The 15211-nt window shown below is 57.6% G+C and carries 19 protein-coding genes; 15 read left to right on the forward strand and 4 right to left on the reverse strand.

The genetic code is table 11. The features are described from left to right. The first annotated feature begins 20 nt into the window (after positions 1-20). A complete protein-coding gene (locus JQF37_RS11110; RefSeq protein ID WP_204149645.1) occupies positions 21-626 on the forward strand; it encodes a tail assembly protein in 606 nt (201 codons plus the stop codon). Between the two features lie 62 nt (positions 627-688). Then, positions 689-1117, forward strand: coding sequence for a hypothetical protein (locus tag JQF37_RS11115; RefSeq protein ID WP_204149646.1), 429 nt, complete (start codon positions 689-691; stop codon positions 1115-1117). A gap of 788 nt (positions 1118-1905) precedes the next feature. On the opposite strand, the gene JQF37_RS11120 is transcribed toward JQF37_RS11115, so the two are convergent. Then, complete coding sequence (locus tag JQF37_RS11120; protein WP_204149647.1) at positions 1906-2106, reverse strand: hypothetical protein; 201 nt, start codon at positions 2104-2106, stop codon at positions 1906-1908. 194 nt (positions 2107-2300) lie between these two features. Here JQF37_RS11120 and JQF37_RS11125 point away from each other — a divergent pair, with 194 nt between their 5' ends. The 4 genes from JQF37_RS11125 (at position 2301) to JQF37_RS11140 (ending at position 3554) form a co-directional block, all read left to right on the forward strand. Continuing rightward, positions 2301-2756 carry a DUF2280 domain-containing protein gene (locus tag JQF37_RS11125; RefSeq protein WP_084318220.1) on the forward strand — a complete coding sequence of 152 codons (456 nt, stop codon included), beginning with the start codon at positions 2301-2303 and terminating at the stop codon, positions 2754-2756. 107 nt (positions 2757-2863) lie between these two features. Then, positions 2864-3082, forward strand: a complete 219-nt coding sequence (locus JQF37_RS11130) for a hypothetical protein (protein WP_204149648.1) — start codon at positions 2864-2866, stop codon at positions 3080-3082. A gap of 23 nt (positions 3083-3105) precedes the next feature. Further along, positions 3106-3360 (forward strand): hypothetical protein, encoded by a 255-nt coding sequence (locus tag JQF37_RS11135; RefSeq protein ID WP_204149649.1) that lies wholly within the window; start codon positions 3106-3108, stop codon positions 3358-3360. Further along, the gene (locus JQF37_RS11140) at positions 3357-3554 is read left to right on the forward strand and encodes an AlpA family transcriptional regulator (RefSeq protein ID WP_204149650.1); all 198 of its coding nucleotides are present in this window, start codon (positions 3357-3359) and stop codon (positions 3552-3554) included. Before JQF37_RS11135 ends, JQF37_RS11140 begins: the two co-directional genes overlap by 4 nt. Positions 3555-3622: 68 nt before the next feature. Here JQF37_RS11140 and JQF37_RS11145 read toward each other — a convergent pair whose 3' ends face one another. Then, positions 3623-4528 carry a hypothetical protein gene (locus JQF37_RS11145; protein ID WP_204149651.1) on the reverse strand — a complete coding sequence of 302 codons (906 nt, stop codon included), beginning with the start codon at positions 4526-4528 and terminating at the stop codon, positions 3623-3625. Positions 4529-5462: 934 nt separating this feature from the next. Between JQF37_RS11145 and JQF37_RS11150 the strand changes: the two genes are divergently transcribed. Then, complete coding sequence (locus JQF37_RS11150; protein WP_130208518.1) at positions 5463-5909, forward strand: hypothetical protein; 447 nt, start codon at positions 5463-5465, stop codon at positions 5907-5909. Positions 5910-6309: 400 nt separating this feature from the next. On the opposite strand, the gene JQF37_RS11155 is transcribed toward JQF37_RS11150, so the two are convergent. Next, positions 6310-6759, reverse strand: coding sequence for a carboxypeptidase regulatory-like domain-containing protein (locus tag JQF37_RS11155; RefSeq protein WP_130208516.1), 450 nt, complete (start codon positions 6757-6759; stop codon positions 6310-6312). 216 nt (positions 6760-6975) lie between these two features. On the opposite strand from JQF37_RS11155, the gene JQF37_RS11160 reads away from it, so the two are divergent. Genes JQF37_RS11160 through JQF37_RS11170 form a run of 3 tightly spaced genes read left to right on the forward strand, consistent with a single transcriptional unit; the run spans position 6976 to position 8851 of the window. Beyond that, the gene (locus tag JQF37_RS11160) at positions 6976-7938 is read left to right on the forward strand and encodes an alpha/beta fold hydrolase (RefSeq protein WP_130208514.1); all 963 of its coding nucleotides are present in this window, start codon (positions 6976-6978) and stop codon (positions 7936-7938) included. 37 nt (positions 7939-7975) lie between these two features. Next, a complete protein-coding gene (locus JQF37_RS11165) occupies positions 7976-8392 on the forward strand; it encodes a hypothetical protein (RefSeq protein WP_047536298.1) in 417 nt (138 codons plus the stop codon). A 6-nt stretch (positions 8393-8398) separates the two neighbouring features. Continuing rightward, a complete protein-coding gene (locus tag JQF37_RS11170; protein ID WP_047536296.1) occupies positions 8399-8851 on the forward strand; it encodes a hypothetical protein in 453 nt (150 codons plus the stop codon). An 86-nt stretch (positions 8852-8937) separates the two neighbouring features. Here JQF37_RS11170 and gabP read toward each other — a convergent pair whose 3' ends face one another. After that, positions 8938-10329 carry a GABA permease gene (gabP, locus tag JQF37_RS11175; RefSeq protein ID WP_130208512.1) on the reverse strand — a complete coding sequence of 464 codons (1392 nt, stop codon included), beginning with the start codon at positions 10327-10329 and terminating at the stop codon, positions 8938-8940. A gap of 565 nt (positions 10330-10894) precedes the next feature. Here gabP and JQF37_RS11180 point away from each other — a divergent pair. The 5 genes from JQF37_RS11180 to JQF37_RS11200 all read left to right on the forward strand — a co-directional run bounded on the left by JQF37_RS11180 (position 10895) and on the right by JQF37_RS11200 (position 15098). Further along, the gene (locus JQF37_RS11180) at positions 10895-11668 is read left to right on the forward strand and encodes an ABC transporter ATP-binding protein (RefSeq protein WP_007972784.1); all 774 of its coding nucleotides are present in this window, start codon (positions 10895-10897) and stop codon (positions 11666-11668) included. Positions 11669-11681: 13 nt separating this feature from the next. Next, positions 11682-12428: an ABC transporter substrate-binding protein gene (locus tag JQF37_RS11185; RefSeq protein ID WP_130208510.1), complete on the forward strand. Its 747-nt coding sequence runs from the start codon at positions 11682-11684 to the stop codon at positions 12426-12428. 78 nt (positions 12429-12506) lie between these two features. Beyond that, entirely contained in the window at positions 12507-13202 is a 696-nt protein-coding gene (locus JQF37_RS11190) for an ABC transporter permease (RefSeq protein WP_047536288.1), read from the forward strand. Further along, the gene (locus JQF37_RS11195; protein ID WP_130208508.1) at positions 13199-13888 is read left to right on the forward strand and encodes an ABC transporter permease; all 690 of its coding nucleotides are present in this window, start codon (positions 13199-13201) and stop codon (positions 13886-13888) included. The genes JQF37_RS11190 and JQF37_RS11195 overlap by 4 nt, the downstream gene beginning before the upstream one ends. Further along, entirely contained in the window at positions 13869-15098 is a 1230-nt protein-coding gene (locus JQF37_RS11200; protein WP_130208506.1) for a methyltransferase, read from the forward strand. The genes JQF37_RS11195 and JQF37_RS11200 overlap by 20 nt, the downstream gene beginning before the upstream one ends. Positions 15099-15211: the final 113 nt, after the last annotated feature.

Below are 15211 nucleotides of genomic sequence, written 5' to 3' on the forward strand. Positions count from 1 at the left end.
AACCAGTTTGAGGTGACGCGATGAGCGCTATCGTTAACCCACCGATGACCCGCATCCTTTTGTCTGGCAGCCTGGCCAAAACCTTCGGCCGCGAGTTTTTCCGTCAATTGGAAACGGGCACCACTCGCGAGGCGTTCAGCGCTTTGCAGCACACCGTCGAAGGCTTCGCCGACTTCATCCGCGACTCGGCTCGCCGCGGCCTTCGTTATGCCATTTTCCGCAACCGAGAGAATGTCGGTGAAGACAGGTTCACCATGAGCGGGACGACAGAGATTCGCATCGTCCCGGTCATCGCTGGCAGCAAGAACGGCGGCCTGTTTCAGACAGTTTTAGGTGTCGCACTGATCGTTGTCGGCGCCTTTGCCTCGGCAACACCCTTCGGCCCGCCTCTAATCGCGATGGGTATCTCGCTGGCACTTGGCGGCGTCATGCAGATGCTATCTCCCGTACCAAAGGCCCCCAGCCAGCAAGAGCAGGCCGTCACCGAAAACAAGCCGAGCTATCTCTTCAATGGTGCGTTCAACTCCACACAGCAAGGTCTGCCTGTCCCGGTTGTTTACGGAACGATGTTGGTCGGCTCCAGCGTTGTGGCAATCGGCACCTGGGCAGAGGCTATTCCGACATGAGGTAAGGCCTGCAATAGGTCGAGGCGAGTGATACATTCGCTCTTTTCCAGGAGAGAAAAGCCATGCAAAGGATTATCGCGGCTGGACTAGTCGTACTGGCTTTGGGCGGATGCGCAACGTCACCAATGCCGGTTTCCGAGGCGAAGCCGGTTCCCTCCGATGAGATTTATGGTTTCAAAGGCCCAGCCTCGAAAGACTCGGGAGGCCTCACAGTTTTCAGGGATGATGGTTTTGTTGGATCAGGTTGCGACATCATTCTGTACATCGATGGAAAGCGCGCAGCTAAGATCGGACCAGGCCAAAAGGCGTCTTTCAATCTGCCCACTGGAGATGTGAATCTCGGCACCGGGCTCGCCGAATCAGGGCTATGTGCTGGCGCTGCAATCAAAACCGTCGCAGCCAACATCAAATCTGGAAGGGAAGCCATCTATCGAATCAATGGGGATATGCAAGGTTTCTACCTCGGCCCATATGTTGATTACGGTCGGTAGGTAAAGCGTACTAAAGCCGCCTACGGGCGGTTTTTTCATGCCTTGAGATAGATCATATGATCCCACTGAGACGATATCGTCTGTCTCGCTGCCGGTACCGCAAGATGGTATCCACTCTGGTATCCACGGTTTGAGGGCATTCCGGGGCGGATACCCATGACAGTTGCCAGGTGCGGTTGCCACCATTGGTTGCCACTTTTCGCTGGTCACAAAACCATCAAACCCATTTGGGGAAACACGACCCCATGAATGACCCGCGTCAAGTGCCTATCGGGGTGTTTTAACGCAGTCGTCACGCGGGACCGTCACGCACCATGAACAAGGCACGAAGAGTGCTCGCCTGTTATCAAATGTTATGGTTCGCACCGCTAGTTCGCACTTCTGGTTCGCACCCGCCAATGCGAACCTAGGGGCATTATTCGGAGCCGACAAAGCATCGAATGCAGTTTGGGAAATCAACCCCATGGAAGCCTCCCGTCAAGTACCGGGCGGCGTATTTTTAGATGGTTTCCAAAGTGGTTTCCACGGTTTCATTCGCTGCGAAAACAAACCCCATGAATGAGCGCCTGAATGCCCGAACGGCTCCGAATGACCCCCATCTGCGAAACACCCCATGAATGAAACCCGATATGCGAAAACCGAACCCCATGAATGACCTGAGATGTACTCAAAACTGAGTACATCTGTCAGGCCGATTTACTTGTGGAAACTTGTGTTTCGCTCGCAGCAGAACCTGACAAAACCTGAGATTCAAACAGGCGCCGGACTTAACAAAACTTAACCTTTTTTCAGAAGCTCAACTGGCGATAGATCACCCGGGCGTCAGTGCCACGTCGCAGCTCGCGGAGTGCGTCACTGGTCAACTGGTCCAGGGCTTGCTCTTCGAAGTCAGCGGCGAGCTTTGCAGCCTTGCGCACGATCAGCAGCGCCAGTTCTGGTGGCACGACCACCTTGATTTCATCCAGGTACGGGCAATCGATAATGGACATGGGCTCTCCGGGAGATGTGCTCAGGTTTGAGTGTATCTCCGATGTGCTGACAGGTAAAAACCCTGCGATAGTAAGTTGCAACAGTGAAATATCATGGTTTCGTGCGCCTTCGCGTCACTTATTCAATTGCCTTGGCCCGATTTCCGCGCAACCATAAAACACATTCTTGACAGACCCTAGACAGATCCAATCCCATGGCCGCGCTCAACAACGAAATCAAAGCTTTCATCGTCCAGGCGCTCGCCTGCTTCGATTCCCCCACCCAAGTCGCAACCGCGGTGAAACAGAGCTTTGACGTTGTGGTATCGCGCCAGCAGGTCGAAGCGCACGACCCGACCAAGCGTTGCAGCAAAGGCCTGGCCAAGCGTTGGGTGACGATGTTCGAGGACACTCGGGCAGGATTCCGCGAGGCGATGATTGAGATCCCCGTTGCCAACCGATCCTATCGCCTGCGCGCACTCGGTCGAATGGTTGAGGAAGCCGAGGAGCGCGGCAATTTGGTCCTTGCCGCTCAGTTGATCGAGCAGGCAGCCAAAGAATCAGGTGATCTGTATATCAGGCGCCCGACGCGCTACCGCGGCGACTCCGACACCCCGGCGGCCAAGGTTGAGGTTGAGCTCGCTTGCACAAGCGATTACAACATCTCGTAGCATGCGCTGTTACTCGCCAAGGGGATCTCATTCAGCCGCTGAGCGAATGACTGCGCCGTCTTTTGAGGCAGTGCTACGCTTTCGTTTTCTCGAATGGAGTCGAAGCGATGCCCTCCTCTGAATACTCTCTCCCTGATGTCCTTGAGCGCATGTATCACAACCAACTTGCCTTGGAGGCAGCGCTGATGGAGCTGACCCTGTTAGTCGAAAGCCAGGGGCAAGACGAAGCCGGCGACAATATTCGGACTGCGTTGAACGCGATCGGCGAAAACGCCGGACATATCAATCAGGGGTTGGCCAGACTCAAGTCACAAGGCACGGCTTGAACCAACGTCAGCAGGGGGCGCGTATGGACGATAACTGCGAAGTGTTGTTTGTTGCCGACCTGGCAACGATGCTTGGCCGAACTGAGGCGTCGGTCAGAGAGGGAATGCGCCGGGGCGTGGACTGGTTACCAAAGAGTTTCAGAATGGGCACCAGACACTGCTGGCTCAAGGCGGATGTTCGGGATTTCCTGCGCGCCTGCCGGGACGGCGAGAACAAGGCGCCGAAGGTTGGTAGGCCGCGGCAGACACCGCCAACACTGAGAGATATCAGGAAATGACAGCGGGCATCGATCGCTTCATTCGCCTCGACGAGGTGCTTCACATCACCGGCCTTGGCCGAAACACAATTTATCGCCGGATCAGGGAAGGCACCTTCCCCAGACAGGTCAGGATAGGGCCCAACTCGGTGGCCTGGCGCCAGTCAGCAATCGCTAAATGGATGTTCGATCTGAGCCCAGAAGGCGAGGGCTGAAGGGTGGGACTTTGGAAAGAAATAAAGAGCCCAGCGCCGGGCCGGGCTCTAAACAGCGACACAGTTGATTACTTTAAAAGCGGCTGATTTGAGTACGAGGAGATCGCCAGCTGAGCTACAGATATGGGTAGAGATTTGGCTTTGACCTTCGTTGTTAGGTACGCCTCAAACTTGCCAGCGCCAATGTAAACCTCACGGAACCAGCGTCGGAACTCTCCCAACGCCGCCTCTGGATAGCAGTTTGATTCCTGAGGATTCGACAGGGCTTGCGGAAAGTAATCTGGATAGTTGTGATCGTATTTGATACGAGGGCCGTACAAATTTTCTAACTCAGCGGCCTTCCAGTGTTTTGCCCAGTGTATCCCCACGCTACCGTCAGGGACGAAGGAGCTGTCAATATGAATGCCGCTCTGTCCGAGATGGACGACCATATCAGCGATTTCTTTGAAGACCCCGAAGTAGCCGGCTGGCACCGCGTTGTAGACCAGAGACATCCTGTCGTGGAACTGCTTCCACTGAGTAGGTACGTGATTCTCTGGATCATATCCGACTTGCGTGTAGATGAAATCCCGAAGGGCTTTCCCTGCTAGAAGCCTGAAATTCATCAGTGCTTCATCTTTACGATTTATTCCCGCTTCAAATGCGTAATATTCCAGGATCGCTAAACATACGCCGTCTGGGTAAGCGTGGGACATTGTCCCCTTGTCGACAACCGTCGTGTAGGGCTCGGTGTAACTGAGCCCGTGGGTTTGCAATAGGGAATGGATCTTGGTGATAGCAGGTCGATTCGACGTCCAATCGTTCGCGATATCCAGTATCGATGTGTGCTGAATGCCACACAGTCTTGCGAGACCTCGCGCGGTTAGAAATGGGGTGCCGTCTGATAGTACGCCCATACCGATGCCGTCGATTTCAATCTGAGCATCAATTGCCAGGGGCAACTGTGATTTAGGGCTGGTGGGCAAATTAGCCATTTTCCTCATATCCTTCTGATTTAAAACGGATTTTGGTGGTGTGCGTTTTAACTTTGGTATATCGCTTGAGCTTTGCCTGCTTGCCGATACTAACCAGCTGATAATCGCCTTATCCTTCCAGCCTTCACCTCATCTGCCAGCCGCGCCAGACTCCCCGGTCTTGGGGCAGTTCAACCAAATGACGCCCAAGCTTTATATATCGCGAGCCGAAATGTAAATGAACAAATTGAGGAGCGCGAAAAAATGCGCTATCTGACCGTCAGAAAATTCTCCAGCGAGTCGGGATATACAGAAGCCGCAGTGAGATCGAAGATCGCTGACGGCACCTGGTTAGAGGATCGAGTCTGGCGACACGCTCCTGATGGGCGGGTGCTGATCGACGTAGGAGGTTACGAAGCTTGGGTAGAGATGGGTAAACCATCAACGGCTAATCGAGGAGATAAGTCTCGGTCAGGACAGAGCACCGCGCCACCGATTAGCAAAGAGTCAAAACTCGGAAGTCCGAAGCCACTGGCTTGATACCGTCTGTCCGACTGAAAGGGCTACGAAAACACTACTGGCGGTGACGCGTAGATGATGGAAAAACGGTGCAAGATTGTAAAAAGTGAGTAGATTTGTGAGTAGATTGCATTGACCGCATACAGATTATTCATCTAATACAATAGGTTAGATCACAAGTTCGATTCCGTCTCTGGGCACCAAATACCGAAAACCCTGAATCGCAAGATTCAGGGTTTTTTTATGCCCGTGATTTGTCCAGTCCGAACGCCGCCGAAAATTCCTACACCCGCGACACCCTTTTCTCTCTATGCGCATCCTCCTCCTCATACATCACCTTGGGATACGTCTCATTGAGCGCACACCCCTTACAAAGTGAAACTTTTGCAGCAGCAAATCTGCCTGCATTCAACGTTTCAAAGTAAGGAAGCATTTCTTGAATACGCTTTTGAAGTTCCTCGCCCTGTCGACAATCATTGCGACAGCAAGCGGCTGCGTCAGTTACAACAACAGCCAACCTTCTTCGCCGATCGACAGCACCGTCAAAGCAGACCTGAAAGCAGACATCGCCGTCGGTGACACCATCTCCGGCCAGTCTTCGGTCAACGTTCTGTTCGGCGTCCTCAAGTTTGGTGGCGACTCCCAGTTTGCGGATGGCGTCAGCTACGGCGGCGAGAGCGGTGGCCTGAGCGGTCTTGGTCTGGATCCCGTCAGCGCCGTCAAATCGGCTGCGGCCTACAAAGCGGTCAAATCCTCCGGAGCCGACCTGATCGTCGCCCCTCGCTATGAAGTGAACGAAGAAAACTACTTCATCTTCAAAAAAGTTTCCGTCACGGTAAAAGGCAACAAAGGCAACAAAGGCAACATCCGCAGCATCCGCTAACACATCCCCCCAGGTGTTTGTTCAGCAATCCATCCATTGCGTTTTGGCAAACCGAAAACCCTAGCGCAATGCACTCCGCAAGCAGCCAGTGAAAAACGGCTGTTTGCGGACTTGAGGACGGGCTGGATGATGGACTCATCAAAATCAATGACGAGCCGCAAATCAAAGAACCGAACTCCTGTTCCGCCTCGCGCTTACCCCTCCACACTGCTGCGCCCTGGCCATCAAGCTGCTAAGCGTAGAAACCAATCCCTTGCGCATTGCGGTGATCCAATCGCTGGCTTGGTTATGAGTATTTCAATCAACCAGCGCCCCCAACCAATCACCGCCCACATATACAAAAAACCCTGAATCGCAAGATTCAGGGTTCTATTTCCCTCCCCCGGCTTTTGCCCACTCGCTAACTTTTACTGTTCCAGTGAAAGACCATGTTGCGGGCCGCTCCGCTGCCGATATCCGCCGTGTCACGCCGCTCCTCGCCATTACGCGAGGCGACGACGGTGTATTTGCCAGCGGGCAATTGCACATAAACCAGCGGGCCGGCGTCGCTCAATGTCAGCACGGTTTGTCCGTGGTCCTTCTGTATGACCACGCTCACGTCAGGGATGTACTCGTTCAGGGGGCCAACGGAGAAGGTCATGTGCAGGTTGTAGCCTGTGGTCTGCTGGATGGCGTGCGCTTCATCCTCGCCGATGCCGCCAGACAGATAGGCAATTCCGTTTTCCTCTTGCCGCTGAATCTGCACGCCCGAACCGTCAACGGGCTCCAGGCTGGCGGCAGGCGATATGGCTGAAAACATGAATACGCCGACTGTGGCGATGGGCAACAACAGTGAATGGAAGGTTTTCATGATGGCGACTCCCGGGCTCTTCAGAACCCATTCGTTACCCTTCTTTTGATTTGCGCGCGAAGGCAGGAGTTTTAGATTGATTCAGTCTTGGGGCGAGCCCGGAACGACCCCGGACTGCTAAGAGCCGCTGAGTCAGAACCGACGATAACCCCGATGGATTGTTCATCTGCCGCGTGAAGACTATCGTTGGCAACTATCCGCAAAGGACGGGCACCGATGAACTTGCAGGAAACCCCACCTCTCGCCCCCACTCAGATCGAGCTGCCGCTGGCGAGTGACGCACTTGGCGAGCCCTTCAAGGAGCCCGCCGCAGATGGCTTTTTACTCGGAGGTTTCACCTGGCGGCATGCTGTCCAGGACACTCAGCGCCCGGTCGTCATCATCAACGCCGCCACCTCGGTGCGCTGCCGTCACTACTCGCGCTTCGCCGACTACCTGTTTGCCAATGACTTCGACGTGATCACCTATGACTACCGCGGCATCGGTGAATCGCGCCCCGCGTCACTGAAAGGATTGAAGGCGTCATGGTCCGACTGGGGTGCCCTGGATTTCGAGGCGATGCTCAAGCGCGCACAGCGTGAGTTTCCCGATCAGCCGATCGATGTGGTCGGACACAGCTTTGGAGGCTGTGCAGCGGGCCTGGGAGCGTCGGGACGGCTTATCCGCCGCCTGGTGACCGTTGGCGCGCAATTCGCGTACTGGCGCGACTATGCGCCCGCTCATCGCTGGCGGATGCTTGGCAAGTGGCATGTGGTGATGCCGTTGATCACGATGATCTACGGTTACTTTCCCGGCAAGCGCCTCGGCTGGCTGGAGGACACGCCCGCCGGCGTGGTCCGTGACTGGAGTACACCCACCGCTCGTTACGAAAGGCGCCCCAGCGGCCAGGATCTCCACATCAGGAATTTCGCCGCTGTCACCGCGAAAGCCCTGGCCATCAGCGTCAGCGACGACCCCTATGGCACGATCCCGGCCATCGAACGCCTGCTCGGCTACTTCACCCACGCCAGCAACACCCACCTGCGCATTGCGCCCGAAGACATCGGCGAAAAAGAAGTTGGGCATTTCGCCTTTTTTCGCAGCGCATACCAAGCCACACTATGGCCCATTGCATTGTCCTGGCTGCAAAACGGTGAGCTGGCCCCCGGCACACCCGGGCGGACGGTGCCCCGCAGCTGAATAAGCCGCCCTTTCAACGAATTACGGAACGACGCCCATGGCCTCCGCCAACAAGCAGCAAAAACGCGCCTCCCGCGCCAAGGCCAAGGCCAAGCAGAACCGCACCCAACGGGCCGCCGCGCCGGTCGAGCTGGACCCGAACGACGACCGCATCGACTTCGAGTCAGTGGACCTGACCGAACTGTTCAAGAAAATGATCGACGCGCAAAAAATCAGCCAGCAAGCCATGTGCACGGCCTTCCTCGAAGACCCGCTGCTGGAACTGGTATACGAGCAGGAAGGCGAAGAAGGCGCGATGGATTTCATCCTCGCGGCACTGATCGAGTATCGCCAATGGTCCGCCGACACCGACGAAGCCGGTGCCCTGGCGTGGATCGAATCCCCGGCCTTCCAGGCTGATTACGTGGCGGCGTCCGACGCCATCGCGACCCAAACCCAACAGAAACCGAACTGAGTTCCCATGGCCTCCCTGAACAAGCAACAGAAACGCGCCAAACGTGCAAAAGCCAAAGCCAGGCAAATCAACATCCACGGCAGAAAACCCGCCGCGCTGGACGATGATCTGGGCGAAATCGGCGAGCCGATCCCGGAATACACCCTGGCGATGTTCAGCAAGATGCGTGACGCGGAAGCCATCGGTCGCAATGACATGCTGCTGACCCTGCTGACCGACCTCGCCGGGATCATCAACGACCATCCCGAACTGCTGGACATGGAAAACGCCGACAACGAAGCCATGGCCGCCACCCACCTGGCTGCCGACATGCTGATCGACTATCGCATGTGGGCCGACGGCATGGACCGCGACACCGCCCAGGCGTGGCTGACCGACCCGCAGTTCATCACCGACTTCGGCGATGCACTCGACAGCTATCGCCAGACGCTGGATGCCCAGGAAGCGAAAGGCGAGTAAAGATTTCGAGGCAAAAAAAACGGCCGCTTGTCATCGCTGACAGCGGCCGTTTTTCATTTCAACAACGTTTGGCGTGAGTCAGGGACTCAGCGAGCAACCGCTCCAATCATCTTCTCGCTACGACGACGGCGAGCAACCAGCAGGCCGGCCGCAACCACCATGATGGCGAGCAGGCCGGTCGCGAGGATTTCCACGCGATGGGCCTCCTGGAACAGCATGATGGTCAAGGCGCCGACGATGAACGCGATCACCGCGTAGGTCAGGCCCGGGAACAGCCACATGCTGAAGACGATTTTCTCGCCGCGAGCCACACGCTGTTTGCGCATGCGCAGTTGCGAGATCGCAATCACCAGGTACACCAGCAGTGCGATGGCACCGGAGCTGGCCAGCAGGAATTCGAACACTGCCGCCGGGGCCACGTAGTTGGCGAATGTCGCCAGGAACGCAGCACCTGTGGACAACATCACCGCCCAGTATGGCGTGCCGCTGTTGTTGGTGCGGGTGGACATGGCCGGTGCATCACCGCGCTTGCCCAGGGAAAACAACATGCGCGACGAGGTGTAGAGCGCCGAGTTCAGGCAGCTGGTCACCGCGACCAATACCACGATGTCGACGATCATCTTGGCGTTCGGGATGCCCATGCGCTCAAGCACGGTCTGGTAGGAACCCAGGCTGGCCAGTAGCGGATCGTTCCACGGCACCAGGGCCACGACGATGAAGATCGATACGAGGTAGAACAAGCCGATCCGCCAGATCACCGAGTTGGTGGCCTTGGTGATTTGTTTGCCAGGGTTCTTCGATTCGGCGGCCGCGATGGTCACGATCTCGGTACCCATGAAGGAGAACATGGTGGTCAGGATCGCGCCCAACACCGCGCCCATGCCGTTTGGCAGGAAGCCCTGAGTGTCGAACAGGTGCGAAACGCCGCTGACCTGGCTGCCTGGCAGGAAGCCGAAGATCGCCAGCACGCCGAGCACAATGAAACCGATGATCGCCAGGACCTTGACCAGGGCAAACCAGAATTCGAACTCGCCATAGTTCTTCACGCTGAACAGGTTGGTCACTGTCAGCAACATCGTGATCACCAAGGCAAAGGCCCAGATAGCCACGTTAGGGAACCAGGCATGCAGGATGGTCGCGGCGGCGTTGGCCTCCAGCGGGATGACGAGCACCCAGAACCACCAGTACAACCAGCCGATGGTGAAACCGGCCCAGTGACCGATCGCGCGATCGGCGTACGTCGAGAAGGAGCCTGTGTCCGGCGAGGCGACGGCCATTTCACCGAGCATGCGCATAACCAACACCACCAGCATACCGGCGGCGGCATAGGCCAACAGGACGGCCGGGCCGGCGGCGGCAATTGCATGACCCGAGCCGACGAACAGGCCGGCACCGATTACCCCGGCAATCGACAGCATGGTCACATGACGCGGTTTGAGCCCCTGTTCGAGGCCATTAGAGCTATGGGTACTGCTCATTGAAACTACCTTTGTAAGGAGAAGCGAATACATTCACCCGCTTGGCGCTCCTCTGTGTAAAAAGAAACAAACGGGGGTGTTCCGGAATCTGCACGCAATAATTGCGCCAAAATGTTTCAAAGCCGCCTGTTCCGGCGCTTTCCACCTGACCGGACGGTCATCGCAAGCCGTTGATATCAATGGCACTTCGCCAGAACGTTACCCTCCGACTCACTTGAAGTGACAATCCCGCGCACCGGAAACACACACAAAAATGGTTCGGCGCACGATAAAAGGGCAGATCGATAACCTTTGGCCTGTTAGCGCTTCCAACCCCCCGCCAAAGCTGGCAACATCGCGCCCTTTTTTAGAACAGCCGCCTGGCTTTCTCTCCAGAAGCAGGGTTCAAACGACTGTTCGGTTGTTGATGGGGCGACAGTCCGCTGTGCCGATGCGACAACCTGCCCCATGCCACCCGTTTACTGCCCGTAGCGCTGTTGGCTGCCCTTGAAACGCTATGCTAGCTTGGCCGCCTCGCCAGGAAGGCCACCAACAGCAGGAGCGCAAAACACAATGAGGAACGCACATGGCTGAGGCCACGCCCGCGCTTGAAATCCGCAACCTGCACAAACGCTACGGCTCGCTGGAGGTGCTCAAAGGCATCTCGCTGACAGCCCGCGATGGCGATGTGATCTCGATCCTGGGTTCTTCCGGTTCCGGCAAGTCCACGTTCCTGCGCTGCATCAACCTGCTGGAAAACCCGCACCAGGGCCAGATCCTGGTCGCCGGTGAAGAACTCAAGCTCAAAGCCGCCAAGAATGGCGAACTGGTCGCCGCCGACGGCAAGCAGATCAACCGTCTGCGCAGTGAAATTGGTTTTGTATTTCAAAACTTTAATCTGTGGCCGCACATGAGCGTGCTCGACAACATCATCGAGGCCCCGCGCCGCGTGCTCGGCCAGAGCAAAGCCGAGGCCATCGAGGTCGCCGAAGCCTTGCTGGCCAAGGTCGGCATCGCCGACAAGCGCCACGCTTACCCGGCGCAACTGTCCGGCGGCCAGCAACAGCGTGCGGCCATCGCCCGCACCCTGGCCATGCAGCCCAAGGTCATCCTGTTCGACGAGCCCACCTCCGCCCTTGACCCGGAAATGGTCCAGGAAGTACTTAATGTCATCCGCGCACTGGCCGAAGAAGGCCGCACCATGCTGCTGGTCACCCATGAAATGGGCTTCGCCCGTCAGGTCTCCAGCGAAGTGGTGTTTCTCCACCAGGGCCTGGTAGAAGAGCAAGGATCGCCACAGCAGGTGTTTGAAAACCCGCTTTCGGCACGCTGCAAACAATTCATGTCCAGCAACCGCTAACGGAGCTACCCGCATGCAGAACTACAAAAAGATCTTCCTGGCTGCCGCCGTCACCCTGGCCTTCAGCGCCGGTGCCATGGCCGAAACCCTGAAGATGGGCATCGAAGCGGCCTACCCGCCGTTCAACAATAAAGATGCCAGTGGCAACGTTGTCGGCTTCGACAAGGAAATCGGCGACGCCCTGTGCGCCAAGATGAAAGTCGAATGCACCGTTGTGACGTCCGACTGGGACGGCATCATCCCGGCCCTGAACGCCAAGAAGTTCGACTTCCTGATCTCGTCGATGTCGATCACCGACGAGCGCAAGCAAGCGGTGGACTTCACCGACCCGTACTACTCCAACAAGCTGCAATTCATCGCGCCGAAAGACAAAGAGTTCAAGACCGACAAGGCTTCCCTGCAAGGCAAAGTGATCGGCGCACAACGTGCGACCCTCGCCGGCACCTGGATGGAAGACAACATGGAAGGCGTTGAAGTCAAACTCTACGACACTCAGGAAAACGCCTACCTCGACCTGACTTCCGGTCGCCTGGACGGCATCCTGGCGGACAAGTACGTCAACTACGAGTGGCTCAAAAGCGACGCCGGCCGCGCCTACGAATTCAAGGGCGACCCGGTGGAAGAAAGCGACAAGATCGGCATCGCCGTTCGCAAGAACGACCCGATCCGCGAAAAGCTGAACGCCGCACTCAAAGAAATCGTTGCTGACGGTACCTACAAGAAAATCAACGACAAGTACTTCCCGTTCAGCATCTATTGATACTGACCTGCCGGACCGGTGCCGCCTGCTGACGGCGCCGGTCCCCGGCCTTGCCTGCCGCGATTTGAAAAGAAATCCATGATTATCGACCTCTACGGATTCGGCCCGGCGCTCGCCGCCGGCGCGCTGATGACTGTGAAACTGGCGCTCTCGGCCCTGTGCCTGGGACTGGTACTCGGTCTGCTCGGCGCCTTGGCCAAGACTTCCCCGTACAAGCCGCTGCAATGGCTTGGCGGCACATATTCGACCCTGGTTCGCGGTATCCCGGAATTGCTCTGGGTCCTGCTGATCTACTTCGGCACCGTCAACCTGATGCGCGCCCTGGGCGAGTTCTTCGGCAACCCCGACCTGGAACTCAATGCCTTCGCCGCTGGCGTCATCGCCCTGGGCCTGTGCTTCGGCGCCTACGCCACGGAAGTGTTTCGCGGTGCGATCCTCGCCATTCCCAAAGGCCATCGTGAAGCCGGTGTAGCCCTGGGCCTGTCGAAATGGCGCATCTTCACAAAATTGATCATGCCGCAGATGTGGCGCATCGCCCTGCCCGGCCTGGGCAACCTGTTCATGATCCTGATGAAGGACACCGCACTGGTGTCAGTGATCGGCCTGGAAGAAATCATGCGTCACGCGCAAATCGGCGTGACCGTGTCCAAGCAACCGTTCACCTTCTATATGGTCGCCGCGTTCATGTACCTGAGTCTGACCATCCTGGCCATGACCGGCATGCACTTCCTGGAAAAACGCGCCGCTCGCGGCTTCGCGAGGAGCGCCCAATGAACTGGGAAATCATCATCAAGTGGCTGCCGAAACTGGCCCAGGGCGCAACCCTGACCCTGGAGCTGGTGGCCATCGCCGTGATCGCCGGCCTGCTGCTGGCGATTCCCCTGGGCATCGCTCGTTCATCGCGCCTGTGGTGGGTGCGGGCCTTTCCCTACGGCTACATCTTCTTTTTCCGTGGCACGCCGTTGCTGGTTCAACTGTTCCTCGTCTATTACGGCCTGGCGCAGTTCGACGTGATCCGCAACAGCTCGATGTGGCCCTACCTGCGCGATCCGTTCTGGTGCGCCACCGCGACCATGACCCTGCACACCGCCGCCTACATCGCCGAGATCCTGCGCGGCGCGATCCAGGCGATTCCACCGGGCGAAATCGAAGCGGCGCGAGCCCTGGGCATGTCCAAGGCCAAGGCGCTGATCTACATCATCCTGCCCCGTGCCGCGCGCATCGGCCTGCCGGCCTACAGCAACGAAGTGATCCTGATGCTCAAGGCCAGCGCCCTGGCCAGCACCGTGACCTTGCTGGAGCTGACCGGCATGGCCCGCACCATCATTGCCCGCACCTACCTGCCGGTGGAGATCTTCTTCGCCGCCGGCATGTTCTACCTGGTGATGGCTTACGTACTGGTGCGTGGCTTCAAGCTGCTGGAGCGCTGGTTGCGCGTCGATGCCTGCCAAGGGCGTTGATTCCCGGGTGTTGACGGGCGAGGCCCTGCTCGCCCGCTTCACCGCGCTGGATGCGTTTCTGACACAGCATCAGGCGCTATGGAAGCCTCGACCGTTCACCCATCTGCAGCTTCCCTGGGAAACGGCCTACCCCGAATTGGCCAACTGGCTACGTGGCCGATCACTGGAAGACGCAGAAAACGCCCACAACCAACCTGCCCTGCTGGACGCGCCAGAGCCTTTTGCTTCATTGGCGGCGCTGTCCCTTGAATTGGCTGCAGTGGGTGAGTTGCCGGCGCATGCACTGGAGGCTGCGGGTCATCGACTGAACGTGGATGTACCGGGACGCAAGTGGCAACAGATCGAAGCCTTCGCCAGTCGATTGCAGTTTGCAAAGGCGCCAAGGCACTGGCTGGACTGGTGCTCGGGCAAAGGGCACCTGGGCCGACGGTTGCTGCAAACCGGTCAACAACTGACCTGCCTGGAATACGACCCGGCGCTGGTTGCCAGCGGCCAGGCACTCAGCCAACGTCATCAACTGCGTGCGCTGCATGTCCAGCAGGATGTGCTCGCGGCGGATACCGCCACGTTATTGAGCGCTGATCACACACCGGTAGCCCTGCATGCCTGTGGTGATCTGCACGTGCAACTGATCCATCTGGCCAGCGCAGCGGGCTGCAAACAAATCGCCATCGCGCCTTGCTGCTATAACCGAATCAATCTTCCCCGGTACTCACCGATATCTTCGGCCGCCAGGAACTCCGATCTACAGCTCTCCATCGACGATCTCGCACTGCCGATGAGCGAAACCGTTACCGCAGGTGCGCGCGTCCGCCGTCAGCGCGACACCTCCATGGCCCGGCGACTGGCCTTCGACCTGCTGCAACGCCAGGTGCGTGGCGTGAACGAGTACCTGCCAACGCCTTCCCTGCCCAGCGCCTGGCTGGACAGCCCCTTCGCCGAGTACTGCCAGCATCTGGCCCGACTCAAAGACTTATCCACAGTCGGCCAGCAAAATTGGGTGGTACTGGAAGCCAGCGGTTGGCAGCGCCTGGCGCAAGTGCGCAATCTTGAGCTGCTGCGTGGCCTTTTCCGACGCCCACTGGAGCTTTGGCTGGTACTCGATCGGGCGCTTTTCCTGCTCGATCAGGGCTACACCGTTCGCCTCGGCACCTTCTGCGAAACCCCGCTGACGCCGCGTAATTTCCTGCTGTTGGCAGAGCGCCCTTAAGGCTGTGCAGCCTGTGGATAACTCTGTTGATGAAAATATCGTGGATCCAACATTTACAGCTGTTTCAGGGGTGAAACGCTACTGTTCAGATTTCGTACACCCGGATAAAAAAC

The sequence above is a fragment of the Pseudomonas sp. MIL9 genome (assembly GCF_016887925.1).
GTDB classification, from domain to species: Bacteria; Pseudomonadota; Gammaproteobacteria; order Pseudomonadales; family Pseudomonadaceae; genus Aquipseudomonas; species Aquipseudomonas mohnii.